Genomic DNA, 25,767 nt, shown 5'->3' with positions numbered 1-25,767 from the left:
TTATTCCGGGACATGCGCCACACCGTCGGCATCGGTCATCGCCCGCTCCAGCAGATCCGCCGGCAAGCTTTTACTGGCGCGAGCGCCGAGCAGCCTGAGTTGCTCGGTGCGGCTGACCAGATTGCCGCGTCCCTCTGTCAGCTTGTTCCGCGCTGCGCTGTAAGCCTTATCCAACTGCTGCAGACGATTGCCCACTTCATCCAGGTCCTGGATAAACAGCACAAATTTGTCGTACAGCCAGCCGGCACGCTCGGCGATTTCGCGGGCATTCTGGCTCTGGCGCTCCTGCTTCCACAGGCTGTCGATCACCCGCAGGGTAGCGAGCAAGGTGGTGGGGCTGACGATAACGATATGGCGGTCGAACGCTTCCTGGAACAGGTTCGGTTCGGCCTGCAAGGCAGCGGAAAATGCCGCTTCAATCGGCACAAACAGCAAAACGAAATCCAGGCTGTGCAAGCCTTCCAGGCGTTTGTAATCCTTGCCGGCCAAGCCTTTGACGTGATTGCGCAAGGACAGCACATGCTGCTTCAACGCCGCTTGGCCGATCACTTCGTCATCCGCCGCGACGTATTGTTGATAGGCGGTCAGGCTGACCTTGGAGTCCACCACCACCTGCTTGTCGCCGGGCAACATGATCAGCACGTCCGGCTGGAAGCGCTCACCGTCCGGCCCCTTGAGGCTGACTTGGGTCTGGTACTCGCGGCCCTTCTCCAGGCCGGCATGCTCGAGCACGCGCTCAAGAATCAGCTCACCCCAGTTACCCTGGGTTTTCTGGCCCTTGAGCGCGCGAGTCAGGTTGGTGGCTTCGTCCGACAGGCGCAGGTTCAACTGCTGTAGGCGCTCAAGCTCCTTGGCCAGGGAAAAACGTTCGCGGGCTTCGTTCTGGTAGCTTTCTTCGACGCGTTTTTCAAAGGACTGGATGCGCTCCTTGAGCGGGTCGAGCAATTGGCCCAGACGCTCCTGGCTGGTTTCGGCAAAACGCTGTTCGCGCTCGTCGAAGATTTTCCCGGCCAGCTCGGCAAACTGCGCACGCAGTTCGTCACGCGAGCCTTGCAGGTCGGCGAGGCGTTGTTGATGGCTTTCCTGCTGCTCACGCAGTTCGGCGCGCAGGGCGGCGGACAAGGCGTCGAGGCGGCGCAGTTCGGTTTCCTTGGCGCTGCGGTCGAGGTTCCACGCATGCGAGGCGTCGCGGGCATTATCGCGGTCTATCTGCAGCAGCTCGACTTCACGGCGCACAGCGGCGAGGTCGGCCTGCTTGGCCGCATTGGCCTGGCTCAGGTCGCTGATCTCGTCGCGACTGGCGTCCAGTTGAGCGGCCAGCCCTTCCTGGGCCAATTGCGCGGTGGCCAGGCGCTCTTCGAGCAACTCCCAGCCGGTGGTGCGCGCGGTCAGCCGCCGCTGGAGCTGCCAGCACACAGCCAATAACGGCACTGCAGCAGCCGCAAGACCCAAGGCAATACTGGTCCAGTCAAAAACCATCGCCATTTCTGCCATTACCGAAAAAGAACAAGGTTAACCAAGCACAGGGCCGGAAGACAGCTCAGTCTTCGACCTGGCCCAATTCGCGCTGGGCGCGGCGGTCGCCGGCACGGGCGGCCAGGCGCAGCAGGTCGTGGCCGATGCGACGGTCGCGAGCGTTGCCGCATTCACGGCACATCAACTGGCCCAAGCGGCTCTGCGCCGCCACAACGCCTTCACGGGCCGGCTGTTTGAGCAAGCGGCCGGCGAAATGTTTGACATTGGTGCTGTGCCCCAGGCGCGGGCTGTCGAGCAGCCACAAAGCAACTTTCAAGGAGAAACGCTTGGGTGCGGTAACAGTCTGGGGAGTGTCGGTAACAGAAGGTGGTACTGAACGAAACTTCATAAAGCACTGTGGGACAGAACGGAAGGCGCGCCACTCTACTCTTTTTTTCGTACAGGTAAAGCTGAAAAAACCCTGCACGCCCGTTCTAGAGCAAGCGCTCGGGACAATCCACAGAAGCTGTGGATAACTCGGTGGACAACCCACCTTTAACTCGCCCAAACCCCCATGGAATGGGGCCCGCAGTCAAACTGACGATTTTTTCACCAATAAAAAAAAGCCAGATTTTTCATTGACTTAAATTTCCATTGCAGGCAAATGGCGCGCTTCAAAGGCGGTCGACAATCAGGTTACACATGCAGCAACCAATGTGCACAAGTACCCATTCAATGGTTATATCGCCGGCAGTTTTTGTCGCCACACGCCCTGAAACGTTACCGCTCAGGCAAAGCCAGGGACTTTTCAAAATCATCCGGGGTCGCCACACTGCCCCACCTACAGGGCAAGGGTGTACGGGTCGATGAAAGGAATGCTGGTATTTGCCATGTTGCTATTGGCCATTTGTGCGACGTCCCTGGGAGTCAATGCGGCGCTGCCCTCCCCGGACGGCGCTTTGTTTGCCATCGCGATCCTGCTTTCTGCAGCCTTTACTGCGCTAAGCCTGTGCATCGAGCTGGGCGAAGGCCGGATCAACGACATGCGCGATGTAATGAAAGTGGTCGAGACCGGCCAGTCCCTTCGCCTGACACTGGCTGCCTATGGGCTGGGTTGCTCGTTGGCAGCGGCCCTCACGGTGCTGGTGTATCGCGGGCTGCTGGGCGGCTGATTGAAGTTTTTTGGCTAGCGCACTTCCCTTCGGTGTTTCAATCCGTTACTATCCGCGGCGTTAGTACCAAGCTGAAAGTCAATTCTGGTCGAACAACTCCCCTGTACAACACGGGATCGACCACCTCGATGGTTTCCAGGTATTCCTAGCGACGACACTGCCTTTGAACAAGCAAAGGGTGTCGCGAAGTTTCAATACTCTGACCGAACCAACCTGCAAATTGATCAGGATCTTCACCCTGGGCCCAGAACCTTTGCCCCTGTTGTGTTGCCTGCCCTCCTAAGTACCTACCTGCCAGCCCAAGCGCGCCAAACTATAAGCGCTTCAAACTGGCTGCTTTGTTCCAGTCGGGTTCTTCGTTCGATCAATGGTGATCAACGTCACTGGAACGTTTTAACGTTGCACGGTTCTTATCCGTGTCATTTGTAGGAACACCAATAATATGTCCACTCAAATCCATACTCAGGATGCCATTCGCACCCTCACCAACGCTTTTGCACCAATGAACTGCCTGATCATGGCCGCTCGCAAAGGCTGCTTCAGCTTCACCCTGGTCAACGAACACGGCATCGCTCGTCACAGCGAACGCCTGTACCCCGATCAATACTCCAGCGCTGAACCGCTGCAGGCTGTGATCGAGCGTACCCGTCAGGCACTGGTTGCCTGATCGACCCGAGTTGCTGAAACACAAAAACCCTGTCTAAAAAACAGGGTTTTTTATTGCCTGAAATTCAGACTTTGAGTTTTTACCCTAAGTTCAAATAGATATAACCGTTATAACTGGATGAAGAAGATGTTTTAAAAACAGTCCTTTACATCACAAATATGACACTACACTTCAACTCAAGCGGCATGATCCGCTTCCGGCGAGCCTGAGATCCGATCCACTGCTGCCAAGCCCACCTTCTCAGGCGTCGTCGACCACTTTCACGGATTGAGGCGTGTATGGGTATCGCAGCCAGCGAATTGTGTCGTTATGTGATCCGGCCGACGTTGATGTACCTGGGCCGCCATAACCCGACGGCTGAGTCCCTACTACTGGGAATTGCCGCCACGCAATCGGAACTGGGCTCCGCCCTGCATGATCGACGCGGCCACGGCCTGTACAGCATCACCGAACACCGCCACCGCGCCCTTTGGGACGACTACCTGGCACTGGACCCAGAACGCGCAAGCCTGGTACGCGGGCTGGCCAGCCAACACGCGTTCCTCAGTGCGCCCCAGCTGGAGCTGACGGTCAACCTGCGTTACGCCACGGCAATCGCCTGGCTCCTCGTTGAAAAACATCACTCTGTACTGCCCGCACCGGGCGACGTACTCGCCATGGCGCGTATCTGGAAAGAAATATTTCACCCTCAAGGACGGCTGCGGGATTTCACCCAAGCCTGGCAAACCTGTGTTTCACCCATGAATCAGGTCAGTTGCTGATCAGGCTTTTTGCAAGATTCGGCTAAAAACGCCGATTTTGGTCTGATTGTCCTACAAAAACGCTCTATCTCCGGCATTACAGCCTATAGCGCGATCTTAAATTTATTGATACTTTCCGCAACGGTGATCACCACGGAGTTCTAATAATGAAAAAAGTAATGCTCAAGACCACACTTAGCCTCGCCGTTGCCATGGCATCTTCCCAACTGTTCGCAAGCGGTTTTGCACTGAACGAACAAAGTGTCAGTGGGATGGGTACCGGTTTCGCGGGTCGCTCTTCTTCTGCCGATGATGCAAGCACTGTCTACGGTAACCCTGCCGGTATGTCTCGCCTGAATGGCCAGCAAATCACGGGCGGTGTTGCTGCCATTGATGCATCGACCGATATCAAGGACGCCAGTGGCCGCCCAAGCGGTTCCAACAAAGGCGACATGGTTCCGTTCACCGCGGTGCCATTCGGTTTCTACACCAACAAACTCGACGATCAGTGGGCCATCGGCTTCGGTGTGTACGCACCGTTCGGTCTGGTGACTGATTACGAAAGCGGCTTCCAGGGCCGTGGCTTTGGCAGCAAGAGCGAAGTGAAGGTCATGACCTTCCAGCCGACTGTCAGCTATGCCTTCAACGACAAGGTTTCCATCGGTTTTGGCCCGACTATCAACCGCATTTCCGGGGTATTGGAGTCGGACAAGACGCTGGTAATCGGCGCGCCTTTCGCTGACACCAACGTCAAGATCAAGGGTGACGACACCGCACTGGGCTTCAACGTCGGTGTGCTGGTCCAGGCTACCGACACCACCCGTGTCGGCCTGACCTACCACTCGAAGGTCAAGTACAAGCTTGAAGGCCACACCACCGTCACAGGCCCGGCTCAGACTCAAGCAGCGCTGCGCAACAACCGTTACGACGCCTCCCTGAAAATCGAGACCCCTGAGTCCTACGATCTGTCGGTCACTCAAGACCTGACTGACGCGTGGAAACTCTACGGCGGTGCAACCTGGACGCGCTGGAGCCGCTTGAAAGAGATCACCGTCAACAACGAAGGTGTGACTGGGGCAAACGGTGGCGCCTTGGCCCCGAGCCGCATCGCCAACATCACCGAAGAGCAAAACTGGCACGACACTTGGGCCTATGCCGTCGGTACCTCGTACCAGCTGACCAAACAGGTCGTGCTGCGTACCGGCCTGACCTTCGACCAGTCGCCAACCAACAACACCGATCGTTCGCCGCGCATCCCGACTGGCGACCGTACGATCTTCAGTGTGGGTCTGGGCTACAAGGTCATGGATAACATGACGGTCGACCTGGCTTACTCGTACCTGAAGGAAGAGGACGTCAAGGTCAACAACACCTCGCTGCCGTCCAACTACCAAGCCAAGTACCAAAACAGTGCCAACGGTTTCGGCCTGGGCATGACTTACACCTTCTGATTCAGACCGGTGTAAAAAAGCCCCGCTCTCCTGCAAGGGAGGCGGGGCTTTTTAATGGGCGACGATCAGGGTTTTGAAGCCAGCGCCTGCTCGACTGCCTCGATCAAATCCGGGCTGTCTGGCTTGGTCAGGCTGGAGAAATTGGCAATCACCTTGCCTTGACGGTCCACCACGTACTTGTAGAAATTCCACTTCGGCGCGTTGGTTTGCTGCGCGAGTATCTTGAACAGGTGCACCGCATCCGGTCCCTTGACCTTCTGCGGCTCGGTCATGGTGAACGTCACGCCGTAGTTTACGTAACAAACCTTGGCGGTTTCTTCGCCGGTCTTGGCTTCCTGCTTGAAGTCATCGGACGGCACGCCAATCACTTCCAGCCCTTGGCCCTTGTAGCGCTGGTACAGGGCTTCGAGGCCTTTGAATTGCGGGGCGAAGCCACAGAAGCTCGCGGTATTGACGATCACCAGCGGCTTGCCGGCGAAGCGCTGGCACAGGTCGATGGATTCCTTGGCGCGCAACTTGGGCAACTGTCCTTCGAGCAAGGGCGGACAATCGGCGGCCATCGCCACACCGCCAAAAGCGGCCATCAGGACGGGTACTGCAAGCCAGCGCATCTGCATGTCGAGGGTCCTTGAAAAAAGTCAGACCCAGAACTTAACAGATCGACATACCCAGTTGCATCAACGCCAACCCACCGCGCTGCCAACCCCACCATGCCAGGGCCAGCAACAGCGCTATCACTGCGGCTGCGCCGAACCGATACCCGATCGAACTCATACTGCCTCCATCTGCGCCTGCAATCGCGCCACTGGCCGCTCACGCACCGGCCAGTTCAGGGCCGCGGCGAGCAGACTCAAGAGAATCGCCACCTGCCAGATCAAATCGTAGTTGCCGGTTCGATCATAGACCACCCCACCCAACCAGCCGCCGAGGAACGAACCGAGCTGATGGAACAGGAACACGATCCCACCGAGCATCGAGAGGTTTCTCACACCGAACAACGTCGCGACGGTACCGTTGGTCAGCGGCACGGTGGACAGCCACAAAAAGCCCATCGCCATGCCGAACAGATAGGCCGTGACTTGCGTCACCGGTGCCCACAGGAACAGCGCGATCACCACCGCACGCAACAGGTACAACCCAGTCAGCAAGCGCGGCTTGGACATGCGCCCGCCGAGCCAGCCTGCGGTGTAGGTACCGAAGATATTGAACAGGCCAATCAACGCCAACACTGTGGTGCCCACGCTGGCCGGCAAGTGTTGGTCCACCAGGTAAGCCGGCAGGTGCACGCCGATAAACACCACTTGGAAACCGCAGACAAAAAAGCCGAACGCCAGCAGCCAGAAACCGGAATGGGAGCAGGCTTCCTTCAGTGCTTCACGCAGGGTCTGCTGGCCGGCCAGCACGGGCAACGGCCGGTCCTTGAGCATGGCCACCAGCGGCAGGATGAGCGCCACCATCAGGCCCAGCGCCAACAAGGCGGCCGACCAGCCCAACCAGCTGATCAAGCCCAAGGTGCCCGGCACCATGGCGAACTGGCCAAAAGAACCGGCGGCGCTCGCGATACCCATCGCCATGCTGCGCTTTTCCGGCGGCACTGCTCGGCCGACAACGCCGAGGATTACCGAGAACGAGGTGCCGGACAGGCCGATCCCGATCAGCAAGCCGGCGCTGAGCGACAACGACCACGCCGAATCGGACATACCCATCAACACCAGCCCTACGGCATACAGCACACCCCCGACCAGCACGGCCTTGGTCGCGCCAAAACGGTCGGCCAGGGCGCCGGTAAACGGTTGCGCCAGGCCCCAGATCAGGTTCTGCAACGCAATGGCAAAGGCGAACGTCTCACGCCCCCAGCCGAATTCGGCGCTCATCGGTGCCAGGAACAGGCCGAAGCCATGCCGCACGCCCAGGGACAACGCCAGGATCAGCGCACTCCCCACAAGAATCCAGCCACTGGTGCGCCACATCGAGGTCATTTCTTATTCTCCGCTCGCGGGTATATACCCGCTTATAGTCGATCAAACTCGCGCTCAGGCGAGTTCATCCAGCAAGGCCAACAGGGTTTCGCGCTTTTCGGCGCCCAACTGATCAATCAATTTCTGCTGCGCCGCTTCCCAGGCAGGCAAGGCGGCGGCCAGGCGTTCTTCGCCTGCTGCGGTCAGCTGCACCAGGCGGTTGCGCAAGTCATCGCCCTCGACCAACTGCACCAGGCCCTCGCCTTCCAGCACCCGCAGGTTACGCCCCAAGGTGCTGCGATCCAGGCCCATGGCTTCCGCCAGGCTGGAAATACTCGGTTGGTCGAGGCGCTGCAGGTTACACAGCAAAGAATACTGGGCGACGTTGATCCCGAAGCCGTCGAGAGCGCCGTCGTAATACCTGCTGACGCCACGAGCGGCGCGACGCAGGTTGGTGCATAAACACTGGGAGGCAAGCATGGAACGTGTATATACCCGCGATTAAGGAAATGCAAGAAAGTGTTACAGCGCCAGCCCGACCAGAACCGCCACTTCCAGCAGCTCCAACAACGCGCCAGCGGTGTCGCCGGTGGTGCCGCCGAGGCGGTTGATCATCAGTTGGCGCAACCCCATAAAACATAGCGCAGCGAGCAGGACGGCAATCCCGCCGCTGAACCCCCCGATCAGGATGCACGCCAGGCCGCTGAGGATCAGTACCTGTTGGCCGACAATCCTCGGTAAATGATCTGACAACGCCTGGCCCAATCCTCCTGCACGCACATAGCGCGTGGTGAGGAACAGCGCCAGCATCGAGGCCCGCCCAATCAGCGGGGCGAGGATCAGCGCCGCGCCATTCTGCTGCTCGATCAGCGCGACCAAGGCGGTAAATTTGAGCAGTATCACCAAGCCCAGAGTGACCACGGCAATCGGCCCGCTGCGCGGATCTTTCATGATGCTGAGGGTGCGCTCGCGGTCGCCGAAGCCACCCAGCCAGGCATCCGCGCTGTCCGCCAGGCCGTCCAGGTGCAGGCCGCCGCTGAGCAGCACCCAGGCCGTCAGCAACAACGCGGCGTGCAGCAACAATGGCGCGCCCATCAGTGCCGTATTCAGGCCCCATAACAGCAACCCGAATAACAGCCCGACCACCGGATAAAACAGCAGCGAGCGCCCCAGCTCCTGCGGCTGCGGCATGCCCGGCAGACGAATCGGCAGGCTGCTGAGAAATTGCAGGGCGATCCAGAACGGCAGCATGCTCACCCCACTTCCTTCAACACGCCATCGGCCTCGACCCGCAGGCTGAACAGCCCGCCGTGACCGACTTCGACATTCAATAGTTGCTCACGGGGCAAACCGCGCGCCTGAGCCAATAGCAAACGCATCACGCCGCCATGGCTGATCAACAGCACACGCTGGCCCGCATACGCCCGATGCAAGCGTGAGACAGCGTCGAGAACCCGGTCGGAAAAGTCGCTCACCGGCTCACCCTCAGGCGGGGTGAAGCTATAGGGGTCGGCCCAGAACAAACCCAGCCCTTCGGCATCGATTTCCATCAACGCCGCCGCGCTCTGCCCTTCCCAGGCACCGAAGTGCAGTTCCTGCAGATCTTTCTCCAGGCTCACCGGCAGGTTGAGCTGCGTGCCCAGTTCCTCAGCAAAGCGCGCACAACGTTGCAGCGGCGAGCTGACCAAGCGGTCCCACGGCCCCCGCTCCAGCACAGCGGCACGCATCTGCGCCCAACCCTTTTCGGTCAACGCGTCATCCAGGCTGCCGCGCAGGCCGCCACCCAGTTCGGTTTCGCCGTGGCGCAACAGGTCCAGGTGCAAGGTCATGCGGGGCGGTCTGCCACGGCGGCTTCGGCGAACGTCGCCATCTGCCCGTGCAGCGCACACGCCAGGCGCAGCAACGGCACCGCCAGCGCTGCGCCGCTGCCCTCGCCCAGGCGCAGGCCCAGTTCCAGCAGTGGCTGCGCATTGAGGCTTTGCAGCACATGGCGATGGCCGGGCTCTGCACCCCGATGGCCGAACAGCAACCACTCACGGCAGGCCGGATTCAGACGCGTGGCGACGAGCGCGGCAACGCTGCAGATGAAACCGTCGACCAGCACCACGATGCCCTCTTGGGCACAGGCCAGATAGGCACCGACCAACGCCGCGATTTCAAAACCGCCGAGGTTGAACAGGATTTGCAACGCATCGCCGCGTTGCCCTGCATGCAGTGCCAGCGCACGTTCGATAACAGCGACCTTGTGGCTGACGCCCTCGGCATTCAAGCCCGTGCCCGGACCGGTCAAGTCACTCACCTGGCAATCGAGCAAAGCACACGCCAGCGCGCTCGCGGCGGTGGTGTTGCCAATGCCCATCTCGCCGCCGATAAACAATTGCGCACCGCTTTCCAACGCGCGGCGCACGCTGTCCCTACCGGCTTGCAGTGCCAGTTGCCCCTGGGTTTGGGTCATCGCCGGGCCGTTGACGAAATTCGCCGTGCCCGCGCCTATGTTCAGGTGACGCACACCGGGCAGGTCCAGCAACGGGTTCACCGTGCCGAGGTCGACCACTTCCAGCTGCGCTGCCAGTTGCCGCGCCAACACACTGATGGCTGCGCCCCCGGTGACAAAGTTGTGCAACATCTGCCCGGTCACTTCCTGGGGATACGCCGACACGCCTTCCGCCACCACACCATGGTCACCGGCAAAAATCGCGATCCACAGTTGCTCCACCGAAGGCTTGACCCGGCCTTGCAAGCCCGCCAATTGCACCGCCAACGCTTCCAACTGGCCCAGGGAGCCGGCCGGCTTGGTCAATTGCTGCTGGCGCGCCAGGGCCTGTTCGTACGCCGAGGCGTCAATGGCCTTACAAGGGTTGAGCCACCAGGTGTCAGTCATAACGCAATACCTTTCAAAGTCAGGGGCAGGCCGGCGACCGTCAGGACAACACGCTGACACCGCTCGGCCAAGGCTTGATGCAGCCAACCGGCTTCATCCACATAGCGGCGAGTCAATTCGCCCAGCGGCACGACACCCAGACCGGTCTCGTTGCTGACAAAAATGATTTCACCCGGCAACGAGGCCAGGATTTCCAGCAGTTGCTCGCGCTCAAACGCCAGGCGTTCCGGGTCTTCAAGCATCAGTAAGTTGGTAAGCCAGAGAGTCAGGCAATCCACCAGAAGGCAGCGGTCAGGCGCAGCGTTTTCGCGCAACACCCGGGCCAGCTCGACGGGCTCTTCGATCAGCCCCCAAGTGTCGGGGCGACGCTCGCGATGCAGGGCGACGCGCGCATTCATCTCACCGTCCAGCGCCTGACTGGTGGCGATATAAATGACGGGCAAACCACTGTCGCTGGCAAGTTTTTCGGCAAGGCGGCTCTTGCCCGAACGAGCACCCCCCAAGATCAACTGATGCATGCAATAAGCCCTTTGAACCCAACCAGATACAAAGCTTTTGATCTTGATCTGGCTGTTGATTTTGATCTTGATCTTGAGCGCCCCGTTAAACCACGCTGGCCGAACGCAGGCATTAATCCGTGGGCAACCCGGCAGGACGCCGGGTTAGCCGCGCTGGGCCAAGGATGGCCCATCGCGGCGGCCCACGGATTAATGCCGGAGTGAGGGCACACCGAGCCTAAGCGAGGTGCCGAGTGGTGGGGCGAAGACCTTTTGGTTACTTTTGGGTCTTTCCAAAAGTGACTCGCTGTAAGAGCGAAACCATAAGTGGCCGTTACCGCAGTAACGGATATGTACACCGACAGCCAGCCATCGCCCCTACAGCGGGTTCGCGTGCACACCGTCAAACCCCACACAGCGTGCGCAACAAATCAGTATCCAGATGATTCTCCACCAGATCCGCCAACCGCTCGATATCACGCTCGCGCAGGCCGTGATAATCCACCTCCTGCACATCCTGCAACCCCGCCCAGCGCAACAACGCACTACACGCCGCCGGCGTCTCAAACAGCCCATGCAGATACGTGCCAAGAACCTGCCCGTCGGCGCTCTGGGCACCATCACTGCGGCCGTCATCCAACAGCACGGCGGCTTTCGACAAGGCATCGCCGGACGTCACCCCCGCATGAATCTCATACCCGCTGACCTCGGCATCCTCCAGCAACAACCGCCCCCGCACATTGCGCAGTTGCTTCTCCTCCTCCAGCGTCGTACTGAACGCGAGCAGCCCCAGGCCATCGCTGGACCCGGCCGGCCCTTCCAGGCCCAGCGGGTCGTGCACCTGCTCGCCGAGCATCTGCAAACCACCGCAAATCCCCAGCACCTTGCCGCCGTAGCGCAAGTGCCGCGCCACGCTGGTGTCCCAGCCATTGGCACGCAGATACGCCAGGTCACTGCGCACGCTTTTCGAGCCTGGCAGGATAATCAGGTCGGCGGCAGGAATCGGCTGGCCCGGCCCGACAAACTGCAAATCCACCTGGGGATGCAGGCGCAGCGGGTCAAAGTCCGTGTGGTTGCTGATGCGCGGCAATACCGGCACCACCACCTTGAGCACCTGCGCCGCCTTGTCGATCTGGCGCTGGTCGATGCCGTCTTCGGCTTCCAGGTGCAGGTCCATCACGTAGGGCAGTACGCCCACCACCGGTTTGCCGGTGCGCGCTTCCAGCCAATCCAGCCCCGGCTGCAGCAGCGCGATATCGCCACGAAACCGGTTGATGATGAACCCCTTGACCCGCGCCTGTTCACTCGGCGAGAGCAATTCCAGGGTGCCGACCAGGTGGGCAAACACGCCGCCGCGATTGATGTCGGCGATCAGCAGCACCGGGCAATCCACCGCTTCGGCGAAGCCCATGTTGGCGATGTCATTGGCGCGCAGGTTGATCTCCGCCGGGGAGCCGGCGCCTTCCACCATAACCACCGGGTAGGCTTCGCTCAGCCGCGTGTGGGAAGCCAGCACCGCCTGCATCGCGATGGCTTTGTAGTCGTGGTAGGCCACCGCGTTCATGCTGGTCACGGCGCGGCCGTGGATGATCACTTGGGAGCCGGTGTCGCTATTGGGTTTGAGCAGCACCGGGTTCATGTCGGTGTGGGGTGCCAGGTTGGCCGCCTGGGCCTGCACCGCCTGGGCGCGGCCGATCTCGCCGCCTTCAGCGGTTACGGCGCTGTTAAGAGCCATGTTCTGCGGCTTGAATGGCACGACCGCCACGCCCTGGCGTACCAGCCAGCGGCACAGTGCAGTCACCAGGGTGCTTTTGCCGGCATCGGAAGTGGTGCCCTGCACCATCAACGTACTCATGACGCTTCCTTATAGGCGACCAGGGCCTCGTCGAGGCGCGACCAATCCGCCTCGGTGTCGGGCAGGCCAAAGCGCAGGCTGCTGTCGTGAACAAACAAGCGCAGCAGAATGCCGCGCTGGGCCATGAATTCGTGGAGGCGTCCGGCGTGCGGGGTGATCAGCCATTGAAACAATGCACAGCCGCCCTGCGGTTGAAAACCATGGCGTTCAAGCAGGGCGAACAGGCGCTGGCCAGCTTCTATGCAGCGCTCTCTCTGCCGCACATGCCCGGCGCTGTCACGCAGGCACACTTGGCCCAGTACTCGCGTCGGCCCACTGACCGCCCACGGGCCGACCTGTTCGGCCAGCAGCTTGAGCAGCTTGCGTTCCGCCAGCACAAAGCCGAGCCGAACACCGGCCAAGCCGAAAAACTTACCGAACGAACGCAGCACGATCAGGCCTACCTGATGGGCGTGGCCCGCCAGGCTCAATTGCGGGGTGACGTCCATAAACGCTTCGTCCACCACCAGCCAGCCGCCGCGCTGGGCGAGCCGCGCGTGCCAGTCGAGCAGGCGTTGCGGGGGCAGGCTCAGGCCAGTGGGATTATTCGGGTTGACCACGACCAGCACATCGAGGCTGTCGAGAAAGAAGTCGACCTCCTGCTCCTGCACTTCGCGCACCACGTAGCCGGCACGGCGCCAAGCTTCGGCGTGCTCGGCATAGCAGGGCGACAGCACGCCGACCTTACCGGTCCGGCGCAGGCGCGGCAGCAATTGGATCGCAGCCTGGGAACCCGGCACCGGCAATAGGTGCGCAGCGCCGTAATACTCGCTCGCAGCCTGTTCCAGGCCATCGTCGGCTTCCGGCAAGCGCGCCCAGGCCCGCAGAGGGATCTCGGGGACCGGCCAGGGCCAGGGCGCCAGACCACTGGAGAGGTCGAGCCAATCGGCCTCGGCAATCCCGTACTCAATCGCCGCCTTGCGCAGCCGGCCACCGTGTTCAAGCATAAAATTGCGCCCCCGCACATAGGATCAGCAGCCACAGCCAGACGCCGCGCTGCACCAGTTGCCAGCCCCGGTCGATAGAGTCGGCATCCGCCGCCGGACCTTCGCCCAGTTGCGGGCGCTGGTGCACCTCACCGTGATAAATCGCTGCACCGCCGAGTTCAACGCCCAAGGCACCCGCGCCGGCAGCCATCACCGGCCCGGCATTGGGGCTGTCCCAGGTCGGGCCCTGGGTACGCCAGCATTTGAGGGCCAGCCGGGTTTTGCCGAGCACGGCGTAGGTCAACGCCACCAGGCGTGCCGGAATATAGTTCAGTACATCGTCGATTTTCGCCGCGGCCCAGCCGAAGCGTTCAAAGCGCTCGTTGCGATAACCCCACATGGCGTCGAGGGTGTTGCTCAGGCGGTAGAGCACGACTCCCGGCACACCGGCAACTACAAACCAGAACAGAGCGGCAAACACCGCGTCACTGCCGTTTTCCAGCACCGATTCGGTAGCGGCACGGGCAACTTCGGTGTGGTCGAGTTCGCTGGTCTGACGGCTGACCAGGTAGCTCACGCGTTTACGCGCCTCATCCAAATCATCGCTGCGCAGCGCCTGGGCCACCGGGATCACGTGTTCGCCGAGGCTGCGCATGCCGAGGGCGCAGTACAGCGCCAGGATCTCCAGCACCCAACCGATATACGGCGCCCACGACAAGGCGGTGGCCAGCAGGGTCAGCGGCACCACCGCGATAACCCACGCAGTCACGCCATGGCTGCGCCAGCCACGGCCACCGCTGTTGAAACGTTGCTCGATGCGCCCGGCGAAATTGCCGAATGCTACCAGCGGATGCCAGCGCCTGGGTTCACCCAGCAGCGCATCCAGCGCCACCGCAGCGACACACAGCAAGGCCACACTCATTGACTCACTCCCCACACATTCTCATACAACATGTCACTCAGCGGCCGCGGTTCGGTCCAGCCTTCGAGCTGCAACATCGGTGCCGGATAGAACTCGGTGACTGGCCCCAGGCACAACACCGCCAGGGGTTTTGCGCCGGGCGGTAAACACAGCAGGTCGGCGAGGGCTTGGGGTTCGAACAGCGAAACCCAGCCCATGCCCAGGCCTTCAACCCGCGCGGCCAGCCAAAGATTCTGGATCGCGCACGACAGCGAGGCCATGTCCATTTCCGGCAAGGTGCGACGCCCGAAGATGTGGCGCTCGCGATCATCCATCAGCGCCGCCACCAGCACTTCGGCACAGTCGTGGATGCCTTCGACCTTGAGTTTCATGAAGTCGTCGGAGCGCTCGCCCAACGCCTCGGCGGTGCGCATGCGCTCTTCTTCCACCAATTGCTGAATCTGCCCACGCAGGTGACGGTCGCTGATGCGGATAAAGCGCCACGGCTGCATCAAGCCGACGCTGGGTGCCTGGTGCGCGGCCTGGAGCAAGCGGTGCAGCAGTTCAGGGGCGACGCTGCCGCCGCTGAAGTGGCGCATGTCGCGGCGTTCGGCGATGGCGCGGTAGACGGCCTGACGGTCGGCTTCGGGAAAGGCGTTGTCGGTCATGGCCTCATCGCTGGCAAGCCAGCTCCTACATTGGATTGGGTTTCAACTCGGTCAACTGTAGGAACTGGCTTGCCAGCGATAGCGGTCTCCCGGTCGGGCGCAAACAGCGCAGCCACGGCCGCTGGGTTCGACGGGAAGTAAAAGTGCACGTACGACGCGGTCATCCGCCCCTGCCGGTACACCGCCTCGGCACCGCGCCCGCCATTGGGGCTCAGGCCTCGGGCAATCGGCTGCCATTCGGTGCTGGTCAGGGAATGGTGATAGGTGTGCCCGCGCAAAACGCCTTCAGGCAGTTCGACGCTTTGCAGCGCCAGGGCCGCCAGCTTCTTTTGCATGACGGCATCGCCCTGCAGCAGACCAACCAATTCGGCACGGGTGCCGTCGACGTCGGTGAGCGAGTCCAGCAAATACAGCATGCCGCCACACTCGGCGAGCAGGGGTTTGCCGGCAGCGTGATGGGCGCGAATGGCGTCGAGCATCGGGGTGTTTTCCGACAGCGCCTGGTGATGCAGTTCCGGATAACCGCCGGGCAAATAGAGACTGTCGGCGTCGGGCAATTCGCGATCGTGAATCGGCGAGAAGAAAGACAACTCAGCGCCCATCGCCCTTAGCAGATCAAGGCTGGCGCCATAGGTGAAGGCGAACGCTTCGTCACGGGCAATGGCAATGCGCACACCGGCGAGCAACGGCTCGGCCTCGATCACTTCCGGCGCGGCGAACGTCACTGGCGGTGGTAACGCGACTTCGCAGCTGCTGCCCAGGGCTTGGGCGGCGGCGTCCAGGCGCACGTCGAGGTCATTCAGTTCGATGGCTTGCACCAGGCCGAGGTGGCGGCTTGGCAACTCGATGCCGGTCTCACGGGACAGCGCCCCGTACCAGCGCAGGCCTTCGGTGAGGCTGCCTTCAAGCAACTGCGCGTGTCGCAGGGTGCCGACACGGTTGGCCAGCACGCCGGCAAACGGCAGGTCCGGCTGATAGCGCGCCAGGCCCAAGGCCAGGGCGCCAAAGGTTTGGGCCATGGCGGTGCCGTCAATCACGCCCAGCACGGGCACGCCGAAGTGCCGCGCCAGATCGGCGCTGGAAGGCGTGCCGTCGAACAGGCCCATCACACCTTCGATCAGGATCAGGTCCGCCTCACCCGCCGCTTCCCACAGCAAGCGACGACTTTCCTGTTCGCCCACCATCCACATGTCCAATTGATACACCGGTGCACCGCTGGCGCGCTCGTGGATCATCGGGTCCAGAAAGTCCGGGCCACATTTGAACACACGCACTTTGCGACCCAGGTTGCGGTGCAAACGGGCCAGCGCGGCGGTGACGGTGGTTTTGCCCTGGCCGGACGCCGGTGCGGCGATCAAGACGGCCGGGCAGTGACGGGGCGGGTTCAAAGTTCGACGCCCTTCTGTGCCTTGATACCGGCCTGGAACGCGTGCTTGAGCATGCCCATTTCGGTGACGGTGTCGCCCATTTCAATCAATTCAGGCTTGGCGCCACGACCGGTGACCACCACGTGCTGCATCGGCGGACGGGCTTGCAGGTCGCTGAGCACCTGATCCAGGTCGAGGTAACCGTGCTTGAGGGCAATGTTCAGCTCATCCAGCACTACCATGCCGATGGAAGGATCTTGCAGCAGTTCGCGAGACACCGCCCAGGCGGCTTCAGCGGCGGCGATGTCGCGCTGGCGGTCCTGGGTTTCCCAGGTGAAGCCTTCGCCCATGACGTGGAAACGCACTTGCTCGGGGAAACGGCGGAAAAACAGCTCTTCGCCAGTGCTGTGGCGCCCCTTGATGAACTGCACCACGCCGCACTGCATACCGTGGCCCATGGCCCGGGCCAGCATGCCAAACGCAGAGCTGCTCTTGCCTTTGCCGTTGCCGGTCAGCACCAGCAGCAAGCCGCACTCGTTCGGGGAATTGGCGATACGCTCGTCGATCACGGCTTTTTTGCGCAGCATGCGCGCCAGATGGCGTTCGTCGCGGTCAGGGGAATCAGTCATGGCAGCTCTCCGTTGGGGCTGGACAAAAACGGCGGGCAGGAAAATGGACAAACAGACAGCCAAGCATCGCCCACCGTGATGCTGTTGGATGATCCAGGCCGGTCTCCGGGCTCATGAGTGGCGCTTGCTCTCACAGTAGAGAGAGCGAACTGGCCGACGGTGCGCCTTCCCATATCGCTGGCGATACAGTGGCAAAAGGCACCGTGTTGACTCATTTACCGTTGCGGGGGCAGCGCCGGAATCGCGGCAGCACTGTGTACAAGTGCGCTCACTCACCGGCTTCCCTGTTTCACTCCGTCGACCATCGGTCACAGAGCACCTGGAACAAGCCGCGAAGGTTAGTGGGTTGGGGGTGGAGCGTCAATGAAAGCTGGACTTGTACTTGAACCATCGCACTACCGCCCGCCTCTACCCTTACAGGTATTAAGGAGAACACCATGCATAAAACAAGACTCGCCTTACTGATCATGCTCGCAGGCACCCTCGCCGCCTGCGGAGAAAGCTCTACTTTAAAGGTCTCCGACGGTACGGGGCCTTCGCCCAAGCTGCCGGAGCCAAACAAGACCCTGATCCCCACCGTGAACATCGCCCCGGCCATCGGCTGGCCCGACGGCGTCAAGCCGACAGCGGCGGCCGGCACTCAGGTGGTGGCATTCGCCGAAGGCCTGGATCACCCGCGCTGGCTGTATGTATTGCCCAATGGCGACGTGCTGGTGGCAGAAACCAATGCGCCACCCAAGCCGGATGACTCCAGGGGCATTCGCGGCTGGGTCATGGAAAAAGTCATGGGTCGCGCCGGCGCCGCTGTCCCCAGCCCGAACCGCATCACCTTGCTGCGCGATGCCGATCACGACGGCGTCGCCGAGACGCGCACGGTATTCCTGGAAAACCTCAACTCGCCCTTTGGCATGACCCTGGTCGGCAATGACTTGTACGTGGCCGACTCGGACAAACTGTTGCGCTTCCCCTATCAACCGGGCGAGACCGCAATCAAGGAGGCCGGCACCAAAGTCGTCGACCTGCCGGGCGGCAGCATCAACCACCACTGGACGAAAAACGTGGTGGCCAGCAAGGACGGCAGCAAGCTGTATGTGAGCGTAGGCTCCAACAGCAATGTCGGCGAAAACGGCCTGGAAGCGGAAGAAGGGCGGGCGGCGATCTGGGAAGTCGACCGCGCCAGCGGCCAGCACCGCATTTTCGCCTCCGGCCTGCGCAACCCCAACGGCATGGCCTGGGAACCGCAGAGCGGCAAGCTGTGGACGGCGGTTAACGAGCGGGATGAAATCGGCAGCGACCTTGTGCCGGACTACATCACATCGGTCACGGACGGCGCTTTCTATGGCTGGCCATTCAGTTACTACGGCCAACATGTAGACGTGCGCGTCAATCCGCAAAACCTGGACCTGGTCGCCAAGGCGATCGCCCCGGATTATGCGGTGGGGCCTCACACCGCCTCTTTAGGCCTGACGTTCGCCGAGGGCAGCAAACTCCCGGCGCCGTTCAGCAACGGCGCGTTCATCGGCCAGCATGGTTCATGGAACCGTAAGCCACACAGTGGCTATAAGGTGATTTTTGTACCGTTCGAGGGTGGGCAGCCCAAAGGACAACCGGTGGATGTGCTGACCGGGTTCCTCGATAAAGATGAGAAAGCCATGGGCCGGCCGGTGGGCGTGGTGATTGATCAGCAGGGGGATTTGCTGGTGGCGGATGATGTGGGGAATAAGGTGTGGCGAGTTTCGGCGGCTAAATAGGTAGCAACCAGTGATCATTCCCACGCTCTGCGTGGGAATGCCGCCAGGGACGCTCTGCGTCCGCTTTAAAGGTCGTGACGCAGAGCGTCACAGGATGTATTCCCACGCGGAGTACGCGAACGATGCAACCTAGGGGTTGCGCGCCAGGCTCCCTGGCAACACACGCTTGGCACTCAGGTAGGCATTCTGCCAATACGCCTTGGACAAGGTATCCAGCTTCACCGTACCGCCGGTTTGCGGTGCATGTACGAAGCGGCCCTCGCCCACGTAGATCCCGGCGTGGCTGACCTGCGAGCCACCACCGGTAGCAAAGAACAGCAGGTCACCGGTTTGCAGGTTCGCTTCGCTGACGTCTTGGGCGCGCATTACGATCAGTTCGCGGGTGGTGCGCGGCAGCGAGATGCCGGCGGCGTCGCGGTAGACAAACCCGATCAGGCCGCTGCAATCAAAACCTGAGTCCGGCGTGTTGCCGCCCCAGCGATAAGGCGTGCCGACCAGGCCCAGCGCGCGGAAGAGCACGTCTTCGGCTGCAGGCGAGAAATTCTGAGTGGAATAGTTGAACACCGGCTTGGGCTTGACCGCAACGGGAGCGGGCGGCGGCCGGCTTGCGCAGGCGCTGATAAGCGCGGCGCAGAGGATAAGGATCAGGCGGGCTGAGGTCGACATGTGCAGAACAATCCTGGTCTGGATGCGGCTTTCGCTGCCGAACGTTGAAAACCAGAACGCGCAAGCAAAGCTCGCGCGAACGGATTACAACAATGTCCAGGGATTCTAGCGCTTACACGTCAAACTTCAAGTATCACTTTAAGTTTACTTGCTAGCGGTAACCGTAGTCGGGGCCATGGCGAGTGCGCGCTTGGCTTCGATGAAGGTTTTGCTCCAGTAGCTGTCGCCCAGGCTGTCGACTCGAACACCGCCACTGCGACGGCTGCTGGAGTGGATAAACTGGTTATCGCCCAAGTAGATACCGGCGTGACTGACACGACCACGACCTGCAGTACTGAAGAAAAGCAGATCACCGGGCTTGAGGTTGTTGCGCGCGACCAACGGTGCTTTTACGTTGATCATTTCGCGAGTGGAGCGTGGCAGGTTCATGCCAGCTTCTTCACGAAACAGATAGCCGATGAAACCGCTGCAGTCGAAACCGGCTTCGGAGGTACCGCCGAAACGGTAACGAGTACCGATCAGGGACATGCCGCGTTCGAGGATACTGTCGGCCAGAACGGGAAGCTGGTAAGGCTTGCTGCCGGCAAATGCGGCCAGTTCTTTTTCGGTTGCTTGCTCTTCTTTATAAAGAGCTTCCTCATAAACAGTGGAAGACTGTGCAGCAACGAATTTCGCCTGACTTTGAACCTGAGGTTTTTGCTGCTCAGCCACCTGTTGAGGGTGGGAGGCGCAACCAAACAACAGGGTAACGAGTGCGAGAGGCACGAGGGGTGCGAAGCGATTTAGCATGGGCACGACCGTGGCTGATATGTAAAGAAGTCGAGACTATGCCCACTATCACATCGATTTGCAAATTCAATCGTGAACTGTGTGACTTCTTGTTTGGACTATGACATCTAAGCCCTTAACACCCTATATGTCCCTTTTGCGTGGCCAAACCGGCCTTAACGCGGGTTTTCTGGCGCCTGAAATTTGCCAAAGGCCCCGTAAACAAAGGGCTGGCTACCAGCCGAGGGTTTCCTTGAGGAAGGGAATGGTCAGCTTGCGCTGGGCCTGCAAGGAGGCTTGATCAAGCTGCTCGAGCAAATCGAACAACGCGCTCATGCTGCGGGTGCCACGGGTGAGGATAAAATGCCCCACCTCGTCGGTGAGGTGCAGGCCGCGGCGGGACGCGCGCAATTGCAGGGCGCGCAATTTGTCTTCGTCGGAGAGTGGGCGCATCTGGAAGATCAGCGCCAGGGTCAGGCGCGACTTGAGGTCCGCCAGCTTGACCGGCAACTCTCGCGGCGAGGTCGACGCGGCGATCAGCAGGCGCCGGCCGCTGTCACGCAGGCGGTTGAACAGGTGAAACAGCGCCTCTTCCCAATCTGCCTTGCCGGCGACTGCCTGCAAGTCGTCGAGGCACACCAGCTCGTATTGCTCAAGGTTGTCAAAGATCCCGATACCGCGATCCATCAACTCGGCCAATGGCAGGTAAACCGCCGGCTCGCCCATTTGCTCGAAGCGCAGGCACGCGGCCTGCAACAGGTGGGTACGCCCCACGCCATGCTTGCCCCACAGATAGATCAGGCTTTCAGTCCACCCGGCGTCGGCTTCGCAGAGCCGCTCGACATAGCCGAGTGCAGCGGCATTGGCGCCTGGGTAGTAATTGATAAAGGTGGCGTCGTCACGCAGACGCACACCTAAGGGCAGCTGAATCGGTTTCATGCTGACTGAACGGCTCCCATCGAACCGTTAGTGGCCTCTGTGAAAAGTTTGCAAAGTTTATACCCGTGACGCTGGGCGCACAATGCAGCAGACCCCAAGCAAAATCAAAGGTTTGCGTTAACTTGCGGATTTTGCGCAAATTGTTTGACGCAGCAGCCCCAGAAACAACAAACCCGGCCTGGGCCGGGTTTGTGACAACACGATTACAGATCGGGGTCTTCGACACCCGTATACACATCCGAATCCTTGTACAGATCGTGCACATGGCGCACCAGCACCATGATCACCGCCGCGACAGGCAGTGCCAGCAGGATGCCGGTAAAGCCGAACAGCTCACCACCCGCCAAAATCGCAAAGATCACCGCCACCGGGTGCAGGCCAATCCGGTCGCCCACCAGCAACGGCGTCAGCACCATGCCTTCCAGGGCCTGGCCCACCATGAATACCGCGAGAATCCCCAACATCGGGTACAGGTCGCCGCCAAACTGGAACAGCCCGGCCACCAACGCCGCACCGATACCGATCACAAAGCCCATGTACGGCACAATCGCGGCCAGGCCGGCGATCAAGCCAATCAACAGGCCCAGCTCCAGGCCGATCGCCATTAACCCGCCGGCGTAGATGATCCCCAAGGCCAGCATGACCAACAACTGACCCCGTACGAACGCACCCAGCACCTCATGGCACTCTCCGGCCAGCGAGACGATGCGCTCCTCACGGTTACGCGGCAGCAGGCTGCGGATCTTGGCCATCATGACGTCCCAATCGCGCAGCAGGTAGAACGCCACCACCGGGATCAGCACCAGGTTGGTCAGCCAGCCGATCAGCGCCAGGCTGGAAGCGGTGGCCTGACTGAGGATCACGCCGACGATATCGGTGGTCTGCCCCATGTGTTCGCTGATTGCCGCCTTGACCTTGTCGAATTTCCAGAAGCCGTCCGACAACCCGAGTTTTGCCTGGGCCCACGGCATTGCCGTGTGCTGCAGCCAGTCGAGCATTTGCGGCGCCAGCTCATAGAGGCGAAACAGTTGCTTGGCCAGCATCGGCACCAGCACCAGCACCAGCGCCGTGATGATCAACGTGAACAATGCGAACACCGCCACCACACCCAAGGTCCGCGACAGGCCGGCTTTTTCCAGGCGATCCACCACGGGATCGAACAGATAGGCGAGCAGCAACGCGACCAGGAACGGCGTCAGGATCGAATGCAGCAAGAACACAAACACGCACAGCAGGACAATCCCGCCAAGCCACACCCAACGACGCGCATCCGCCATAAACCACTCCATCTGTTATTTGCTTCCCGCCTCTATATAAGGAGGAAGAACATTTACCAACGAAAACGCAGTTGCGCCTGAGGTTCAGGGGCCGCAGCCGGCTGAGAGCCATCTGCCACGGGTTGCTGAACCGGCGCTTCGCCTGCCGGGACCTCCTGCAACTTGGCCAGGCTCAACTGGGTACGCAGCTGTTCGGCACTGCCGTTGACGCGATACACAATGCGATCGCCATCCACACGCTGTGGCTGGCCACCGAATGGTTCCAGCAGGTGCCCCAGCGCGGCATAACGCTCCAGGTTCATGCCTTGTACTTCGAGCAATTGCTCGGTACTCACACCAGGCTTGACCGCAAAGCGTGGCGCCAGTTTTTGGCTGACAGCCAGCAACACGGCATCCGCCACGGCGGCCGTGTCGGCACCTTGCGCAGTGCCCTGCTCGCTCTTGTCGCCCAGCCACAGGCGCCATTTGGCTTGCCACTGGTTACCTTCCTGGCGCGCGTGCACCGCGAGCAAGGCGTCGGCACCATAACGTTCGGAGGCGGCGCGCAGCGGTGTAGCGTCTGCGCTTTCCAGATTAGGCGCGGTGGCGACGACCTGTTCGTCCAGGTCACCCAGCGGCAAGCGCAACGGCAGGCCGCGGTGTTGCGCCGCCCGGCGCAGCGATTGGGCAACAGCCTGGCCGTCGCCCACCAGGCTGCTGCCGTCGGTGGAGTCGTTCAGCCACCAGCCGAGAATCGACGGCCGATTGCTGCCCCAGATCGATAGGCCCGCGTCACGCAGGGCGCGATCGGTGCTGACCGGATCGAAATCCACTTGCAGGCTTTCCGGCGGGCCGGCGTCGTAACCGTACTGGCTGATGATTTGTTGCGGGTCCTTGCGAATGGCCGCCAGGCCCGGGCCGTCGGCGGCCTTGGCGTCGCCGGTCAGGCGAATCACCAGGGTTTGCACGGCACGCTGGGTGGCTTGGTCGCGCTCTTGCGGGGACTGACTGCTGACCGGTTCAAGTACTTGATAAAGGCCATTGAGGGTTTCGGCATGACTCGCCAGGCTGACCAACGACAAACAGCCTACAAAAAAGAATTTACACAGACGCATGGAAGATTCCCGAACGACAAATTTAGCGGCTGGAACAGACCGCGTGAACCCGGTTTGGCAAGGCTGTGACCACAGCGACCGGTAAAACATTCACAGGGCCTTGGTAAGTTTTCCTACTGTCATAACGCTAGCGGCTTAAAGGCTATACCTTAATACGTGCCAGAGCAGACCCGATTAGCATTTTTTTAACGCGCTTTTTAACCTATATGGCCCTGCCCGTCGGCCCGAGGATGGCCGCTGCCCCTCAAGCCTGATAAAATCGCGCGCCTTCGCAGACCGTCAACGGCTGGGCTTTTTCACAAACGCCCTCGCCCACTCGGTCGTTACCCCTGAATCCCCCCTAAAGGCCTGGATCATGAGCAAGCAACCCTCCCTGAGCTACAAGGACGCCGGTGTAGACATCGACGCCGGTGAAGCATTGGTCGAACGCATCAAGAGCGTCGCCAAGCGCACTGCGCGCCCCGAAGTCATGGGCGGCCTGGGCGGTTTTGGCGCCCTCTGCGAAATCCCGGCCGGCTACAAACAGCCGGTGCTGGTCTCCGGCACCGACGGCGTCGGCACCAAGCTGCGCCTTGCGCTGAACCTGAACAAGCACGACACCATCGGCATCGACCTGGTCGCCATGTGCGTCAACGACCTGGTGGTGTGCGGCGCCGAGCCGCTGTTCTTCCTCGACTACTACGCCACCGGCAAGCTGAACGTGGACACCGCTGCCCAAGTAGTGACCGGTATCGGCGCTGGCTGCGAACTGTCGGGTTGCTCCCTGGTTGGCGGCGAAACCGCTGAAATGCCAGGTATGTACGAAGGCGAAGACTACGACCTGGCCGGCTTCTGCGTCGGTGTTGTAGAAAAGGCCGAGATCATCGACGGTTCCAAAGTGGCTGCCGGCGACGCCCTGCTCGCCCTGCCATCGTCCGGCCCGCATTCCAACGGCTACTCGCTGATCCGCAAGATCATCGAACTGTCCGGCGCCGACATCGAGAACACCCAGTTGGACGGCAAGCCGCTGAGCGACCTGCTGATGGCCCCGACGCGCATCTACGTCAAGCCACTGCTCAAACTGATCAAGGACACTGGCGCGGTCAAAGCCATGGCCCACATCACCGGCGGCGGCCTGCTGGATAACATCCCGCGTGTACTGCCAAAAGGCGCCCAGGCGATTGTCGACGTGGCCAGCTGGCAGCGTCCTGCGGTATTCGACTGGCTGCAAGAGAAAGGCAACGTCGACGAAACCGAGATGCACCGCGTGCTGAACTGCGGCGTCGGCATGGTTATCTGCGTGGCTCAAGAGCACGTTGAAACCGCGCTGAACGTCCTGCGTGAAGCCGGTGAGCAGCCTTGGGTCATCGGCCAGATCGCTACCGCTGCCGAAGGCGCGGCTCAAGTTGAGCTGAAGAACCTCAAGGCTCATTAATGTCTCAGACCTGTGATGTCGTGGTGCTACTTTCCGGCACCGGCAGTAACTTGCAGGCTTTGATCGACAGCACGCGCACCGGCGACAGCCCGGTGCGCATCGCTGCGGTGATCTCCAACCGCAGCGACGCCTACGGCCTGCAACGCGCCAGGGACGCGGGTATCGACACCCGCTCTCTGGATCACAAGGCTTTCGAAGGTCGCGAGGCCTTCGACAGCGCCTTGATCGAACTGATCGACGCCTTCCATCCCAAACTCGTGGTCCTTGCCGGCTTCATGCGCATTCTCAGCGCTGATTTTGTACGGCACTACGAAGGACGCCTGCTCAATATCCACCCTTCCCTGTTGCCCAAGTACAAAGGCATGCACACCCACCAGCGCGCGCTCGAGGCCAGCGACAGCGAGCATGGCTGCAGCGTGCACTTCGTCACCGAGGAACTCGATGGCGGGCCTCTGGTCGTACAGGCAGTGGTTCCGGTAGAGTCTGACGACTCGGCGCAGACGCTTGCGCAACGGGTTCACACCCAGGAACACAAGATTTACCCGCTGGCTGTCCGCTGGTTTGCCGAGGGGCGGTTGATTCTCGGTGAACAGGGTGCATTATTGGACGGTCAGTTACTTGCGGCCAGCGGCCACTTGATTCGAACCTAGGA

At 61.1% G+C, this 25,767-nt stretch carries 28 protein-coding genes and 1 riboswitch; of the genes, 7 read left to right on the top strand and 21 right to left on the bottom strand.

The genetic code is table 11. The features are described 5' to 3' along the window. On the bottom strand, window positions 1-1,365 hold the full coding sequence (gene rmuC / locus ACR52_RS04140; protein WP_173439190.1) for a DNA recombination protein RmuC: 1,365 nt from the start codon (window positions 1,363-1,365) through the stop codon (window positions 1-3). 175 nt (window positions 1,366-1,540) lie between these two features. Next, the gene (locus tag ACR52_RS04135) at window positions 1,541-1,864 is read right to left on the bottom strand and encodes an SEL1-like repeat protein (protein WP_048720808.1); all 324 of its coding nucleotides are present in this window, start codon (window positions 1,862-1,864) and stop codon (window positions 1,541-1,543) included. Window positions 1,865-2,321: 457 nt separating this feature from the next. Between ACR52_RS04135 and ACR52_RS04130 the strand changes: the two genes are divergently transcribed. The 4 genes from ACR52_RS04130 (at window position 2,322) to ACR52_RS04115 (ending at window position 5,485) form a co-directional block, all read left to right on the top strand. Then, window positions 2,322-2,627 carry a hypothetical protein gene (locus tag ACR52_RS04130; RefSeq protein WP_048720806.1) on the top strand — a complete coding sequence of 102 codons (306 nt, stop codon included), beginning with the start codon at window positions 2,322-2,324 and terminating at the stop codon, window positions 2,625-2,627. Window positions 2,628-3,069: 442 nt separating this feature from the next. Then, window positions 3,070-3,294, top strand: coding sequence for a hypothetical protein (locus ACR52_RS04125; protein WP_007898912.1), 225 nt, complete (start codon window positions 3,070-3,072; stop codon window positions 3,292-3,294). A 278-nt stretch (window positions 3,295-3,572) separates the two neighbouring features. Further along, entirely contained in the window at window positions 3,573-4,055 is a 483-nt protein-coding gene (locus tag ACR52_RS04120) for a hypothetical protein (protein ID WP_048720799.1), read from the top strand. A gap of 146 nt (window positions 4,056-4,201) precedes the next feature. Continuing rightward, on the top strand, window positions 4,202-5,485 hold the full coding sequence (locus tag ACR52_RS04115) for an OmpP1/FadL family transporter (RefSeq protein ID WP_048720798.1): 1,284 nt from the start codon (window positions 4,202-4,204) through the stop codon (window positions 5,483-5,485). Between the two features lie 65 nt (window positions 5,486-5,550). On the opposite strand, the gene ACR52_RS04110 is transcribed toward ACR52_RS04115, so the two are convergent. The 14 genes from ACR52_RS04110 to cobO all read right to left on the bottom strand — a co-directional run bounded on the left by ACR52_RS04110 (window position 5,551) and on the right by cobO (window position 17,206). Further along, the gene (locus ACR52_RS04110) at window positions 5,551-6,102 is read right to left on the bottom strand and encodes a glutathione peroxidase (RefSeq protein WP_048720797.1); all 552 of its coding nucleotides are present in this window, start codon (window positions 6,100-6,102) and stop codon (window positions 5,551-5,553) included. 34 nt (window positions 6,103-6,136) lie between these two features. Beyond that, window positions 6,137-6,259, bottom strand: a complete 123-nt coding sequence (locus tag ACR52_RS31500; protein WP_269084140.1) for a hypothetical protein — start codon at window positions 6,257-6,259, stop codon at window positions 6,137-6,139. After that, window positions 6,256-7,455 carry an MFS transporter gene (locus ACR52_RS04105; RefSeq protein ID WP_161799285.1) on the bottom strand — a complete coding sequence of 400 codons (1,200 nt, stop codon included), beginning with the start codon at window positions 7,453-7,455 and terminating at the stop codon, window positions 6,256-6,258. The genes ACR52_RS31500 and ACR52_RS04105 overlap by 4 nt, the downstream gene beginning before the upstream one ends. A gap of 63 nt (window positions 7,456-7,518) precedes the next feature. Beyond that, entirely contained in the window at window positions 7,519-7,923 is a 405-nt protein-coding gene (locus ACR52_RS04100) for a MarR family winged helix-turn-helix transcriptional regulator (RefSeq protein WP_048720793.1), read from the bottom strand. 42 nt (window positions 7,924-7,965) lie between these two features. Beyond that, window positions 7,966-8,694, bottom strand: a complete 729-nt coding sequence (locus ACR52_RS04095; protein WP_048720791.1) for an adenosylcobinamide-GDP ribazoletransferase — start codon at window positions 8,692-8,694, stop codon at window positions 7,966-7,968. A gap of 2 nt (window positions 8,695-8,696) precedes the next feature. Then, entirely contained in the window at window positions 8,697-9,272 is a 576-nt protein-coding gene (cobC, locus tag ACR52_RS04090) for an alpha-ribazole phosphatase family protein (protein ID WP_048720789.1), read from the bottom strand. Next, a complete protein-coding gene (gene cobT, locus ACR52_RS04085; protein ID WP_048720787.1) occupies window positions 9,269-10,324 on the bottom strand; it encodes a nicotinate-nucleotide--dimethylbenzimidazole phosphoribosyltransferase in 1,056 nt (351 codons plus the stop codon). Before cobT ends, cobC begins: the two co-directional genes overlap by 4 nt. Continuing rightward, window positions 10,321-10,842, bottom strand: coding sequence for a bifunctional adenosylcobinamide kinase/adenosylcobinamide-phosphate guanylyltransferase (gene cobU / locus ACR52_RS04080; protein WP_048720785.1), 522 nt, complete (start codon window positions 10,840-10,842; stop codon window positions 10,321-10,323). Before cobU ends, cobT begins: the two co-directional genes overlap by 4 nt. 382 nt (window positions 10,843-11,224) lie before the next feature. Next, window positions 11,225-12,676, bottom strand: a complete 1,452-nt coding sequence (locus ACR52_RS04075; RefSeq protein WP_048720783.1) for a cobyric acid synthase — start codon at window positions 12,674-12,676, stop codon at window positions 11,225-11,227. Continuing rightward, complete coding sequence (cobD, locus tag ACR52_RS04070; protein WP_048720781.1) at window positions 12,673-13,662, bottom strand: threonine-phosphate decarboxylase CobD; 990 nt, start codon at window positions 13,660-13,662, stop codon at window positions 12,673-12,675. The genes ACR52_RS04075 and cobD overlap by 4 nt, the downstream gene beginning before the upstream one ends. Then, a complete protein-coding gene (gene cbiB / locus ACR52_RS04065) occupies window positions 13,655-14,563 on the bottom strand; it encodes an adenosylcobinamide-phosphate synthase CbiB (RefSeq protein ID WP_048720780.1) in 909 nt (302 codons plus the stop codon). The genes cobD and cbiB overlap by 8 nt, the downstream gene beginning before the upstream one ends. Continuing rightward, window positions 14,560-15,210, bottom strand: coding sequence for a 5,6-dimethylbenzimidazole synthase (gene bluB, locus ACR52_RS04060; RefSeq protein ID WP_048720778.1), 651 nt, complete (start codon window positions 15,208-15,210; stop codon window positions 14,560-14,562). Before bluB ends, cbiB begins: the two co-directional genes overlap by 4 nt. After that, window positions 15,207-16,598 (bottom strand): cobyrinate a,c-diamide synthase, encoded by a 1,392-nt coding sequence (locus ACR52_RS04055; RefSeq protein WP_048720776.1) that lies wholly within the window; start codon window positions 16,596-16,598, stop codon window positions 15,207-15,209. Before ACR52_RS04055 ends, bluB begins: the two co-directional genes overlap by 4 nt. Next, complete coding sequence (gene cobO, locus ACR52_RS04050; RefSeq protein WP_048720774.1) at window positions 16,595-17,206, bottom strand: cob(I)yrinic acid a,c-diamide adenosyltransferase; 612 nt, start codon at window positions 17,204-17,206, stop codon at window positions 16,595-16,597. The genes ACR52_RS04055 and cobO overlap by 4 nt, the downstream gene beginning before the upstream one ends. Window positions 17,207-17,285: 79 nt before the next feature. Continuing rightward, window positions 17,286-17,544, bottom strand: a riboswitch (cobalamin riboswitch). Between the two features lie 99 nt (window positions 17,545-17,643). Between cobO and ACR52_RS04045 the strand changes: the two genes are divergently transcribed. Then, a complete protein-coding gene (locus tag ACR52_RS04045) occupies window positions 17,644-18,957 on the top strand; it encodes a PQQ-dependent sugar dehydrogenase (protein ID WP_048720772.1) in 1,314 nt (437 codons plus the stop codon). 129 nt (window positions 18,958-19,086) lie between these two features. Here the strand turns inward: ACR52_RS04045 and ACR52_RS04040 are convergent, their stop codons facing one another. From ACR52_RS04040 to ACR52_RS04020, 5 genes are all read right to left on the bottom strand, one after another. Next, window positions 19,087-19,623 (bottom strand): C40 family peptidase, encoded by a 537-nt coding sequence (locus ACR52_RS04040; protein ID WP_048720770.1) that lies wholly within the window; start codon window positions 19,621-19,623, stop codon window positions 19,087-19,089. A gap of 144 nt (window positions 19,624-19,767) precedes the next feature. Continuing rightward, window positions 19,768-20,412: a C40 family peptidase gene (locus ACR52_RS04035; protein WP_048720768.1), complete on the bottom strand. Its 645-nt coding sequence runs from the start codon at window positions 20,410-20,412 to the stop codon at window positions 19,768-19,770. A gap of 213 nt (window positions 20,413-20,625) precedes the next feature. Beyond that, a complete protein-coding gene (gene hda, locus ACR52_RS04030) occupies window positions 20,626-21,330 on the bottom strand; it encodes a DnaA regulatory inactivator Hda (RefSeq protein ID WP_027603798.1) in 705 nt (234 codons plus the stop codon). 203 nt (window positions 21,331-21,533) lie between these two features. Beyond that, window positions 21,534-22,607 (bottom strand): AI-2E family transporter, encoded by a 1,074-nt coding sequence (locus ACR52_RS04025; RefSeq protein WP_048720765.1) that lies wholly within the window; start codon window positions 22,605-22,607, stop codon window positions 21,534-21,536. A 53-nt stretch (window positions 22,608-22,660) separates the two neighbouring features. Continuing rightward, the gene (locus ACR52_RS04020; protein ID WP_048720763.1) at window positions 22,661-23,701 is read right to left on the bottom strand and encodes a DUF2066 domain-containing protein; all 1,041 of its coding nucleotides are present in this window, start codon (window positions 23,699-23,701) and stop codon (window positions 22,661-22,663) included. 355 nt (window positions 23,702-24,056) lie between these two features. Between ACR52_RS04020 and purM the strand changes: the two genes are divergently transcribed. Then, window positions 24,057-25,115 carry a phosphoribosylformylglycinamidine cyclo-ligase gene (gene purM / locus ACR52_RS04015; protein ID WP_048720761.1) on the top strand — a complete coding sequence of 353 codons (1,059 nt, stop codon included), beginning with the start codon at window positions 24,057-24,059 and terminating at the stop codon, window positions 25,113-25,115. Further along, the gene (gene purN, locus ACR52_RS04010; protein WP_048720757.1) at window positions 25,115-25,765 is read left to right on the top strand and encodes a phosphoribosylglycinamide formyltransferase; all 651 of its coding nucleotides are present in this window, start codon (window positions 25,115-25,117) and stop codon (window positions 25,763-25,765) included. The genes purM and purN overlap by 1 nt, the downstream gene beginning before the upstream one ends. Window positions 25,766-25,767: the final 2 nt, after the last annotated feature.

This window comes from Pseudomonas fildesensis, from assembly GCF_001050345.1.
GTDB lineage: Bacteria > Pseudomonadota > Gammaproteobacteria > Pseudomonadales > Pseudomonadaceae > Aquipseudomonas > Aquipseudomonas fildesensis.
Note: the sequence above shows the minus strand (reverse complement) of the source record. Positions and strands in the feature narration are given on the sequence as shown.

Excerpts from the sequence above, each read along its gene's own strand:
- ACR52_RS04135 (WP_048720808.1), bottom strand. The coding sequence starts at position 1,864 with ATGAAGTTTCGTTCAGTACCACCTTCTGTTACCGACACTCCCCAGACT.
- ACR52_RS04130 (WP_048720806.1), top strand. The coding sequence starts at position 2,322 with ATGAAAGGAATGCTGGTATTTGCCATGTTGCTATTGGCCATTTGTGCG.
- ACR52_RS04125 (WP_007898912.1), top strand. The coding sequence starts at position 3,070 with ATGTCCACTCAAATCCATACTCAGGATGCCATTCGCACCCTCACCAAC.
- ACR52_RS04120 (WP_048720799.1), top strand. The coding sequence starts at position 3,573 with ATGGGTATCGCAGCCAGCGAATTGTGTCGTTATGTGATCCGGCCGACG.
- ACR52_RS04115 (WP_048720798.1), top strand. The coding sequence starts at position 4,202 with ATGAAAAAAGTAATGCTCAAGACCACACTTAGCCTCGCCGTTGCCATG.
- ACR52_RS04110 (WP_048720797.1), bottom strand. The coding sequence starts at position 6,102 with ATGCAGATGCGCTGGCTTGCAGTACCCGTCCTGATGGCCGCTTTTGGC.
- ACR52_RS31500 (WP_269084140.1), bottom strand. The coding sequence starts at position 6,259 with ATGAGTTCGATCGGGTATCGGTTCGGCGCAGCCGCAGTGATAGCGCTG.
- ACR52_RS04105 (WP_161799285.1), bottom strand. The coding sequence starts at position 7,455 with ATGTGGCGCACCAGTGGCTGGATTCTTGTGGGGAGTGCGCTGATCCTG.
- ACR52_RS04100 (WP_048720793.1), bottom strand. The coding sequence starts at position 7,923 with ATGCTTGCCTCCCAGTGTTTATGCACCAACCTGCGTCGCGCCGCTCGT.
- ACR52_RS04095 (WP_048720791.1), bottom strand. The coding sequence starts at position 8,694 with ATGCTGCCGTTCTGGATCGCCCTGCAATTTCTCAGCAGCCTGCCGATT.
- cobC (WP_048720789.1), bottom strand. The coding sequence starts at position 9,272 with ATGACCTTGCACCTGGACCTGTTGCGCCACGGCGAAACCGAACTGGGT.
- cobT (WP_048720787.1), bottom strand. The coding sequence starts at position 10,324 with ATGACTGACACCTGGTGGCTCAACCCTTGTAAGGCCATTGACGCCTCG.
- cobU (WP_048720785.1), bottom strand. The coding sequence starts at position 10,842 with ATGCATCAGTTGATCTTGGGGGGTGCTCGTTCGGGCAAGAGCCGCCTT.
- ACR52_RS04075 (WP_048720783.1), bottom strand. The coding sequence starts at position 12,676 with ATGAGTACGTTGATGGTGCAGGGCACCACTTCCGATGCCGGCAAAAGC.
- cobD (WP_048720781.1), bottom strand. The coding sequence starts at position 13,662 with ATGCTTGAACACGGTGGCCGGCTGCGCAAGGCGGCGATTGAGTACGGG.
- cbiB (WP_048720780.1), bottom strand. The coding sequence starts at position 14,563 with ATGAGTGTGGCCTTGCTGTGTGTCGCTGCGGTGGCGCTGGATGCGCTG.
- bluB (WP_048720778.1), bottom strand. The coding sequence starts at position 15,210 with ATGACCGACAACGCCTTTCCCGAAGCCGACCGTCAGGCCGTCTACCGC.
- cobO (WP_048720774.1), bottom strand. The coding sequence starts at position 17,206 with ATGACTGATTCCCCTGACCGCGACGAACGCCATCTGGCGCGCATGCTG.
- ACR52_RS04045 (WP_048720772.1), top strand. The coding sequence starts at position 17,644 with ATGCATAAAACAAGACTCGCCTTACTGATCATGCTCGCAGGCACCCTC.
- ACR52_RS04040 (WP_048720770.1), bottom strand. The coding sequence starts at position 19,623 with ATGTCGACCTCAGCCCGCCTGATCCTTATCCTCTGCGCCGCGCTTATC.
- ACR52_RS04035 (WP_048720768.1), bottom strand. The coding sequence starts at position 20,412 with ATGCTAAATCGCTTCGCACCCCTCGTGCCTCTCGCACTCGTTACCCTG.
- hda (WP_027603798.1), bottom strand. The coding sequence starts at position 21,330 with ATGAAACCGATTCAGCTGCCCTTAGGTGTGCGTCTGCGTGACGACGCC.
- ACR52_RS04025 (WP_048720765.1), bottom strand. The coding sequence starts at position 22,607 with ATGGCGGATGCGCGTCGTTGGGTGTGGCTTGGCGGGATTGTCCTGCTG.
- ACR52_RS04020 (WP_048720763.1), bottom strand. The coding sequence starts at position 23,701 with ATGCGTCTGTGTAAATTCTTTTTTGTAGGCTGTTTGTCGTTGGTCAGC.
- purM (WP_048720761.1), top strand. The coding sequence starts at position 24,057 with ATGAGCAAGCAACCCTCCCTGAGCTACAAGGACGCCGGTGTAGACATC.
- purN (WP_048720757.1), top strand. The coding sequence starts at position 25,115 with ATGTCTCAGACCTGTGATGTCGTGGTGCTACTTTCCGGCACCGGCAGT.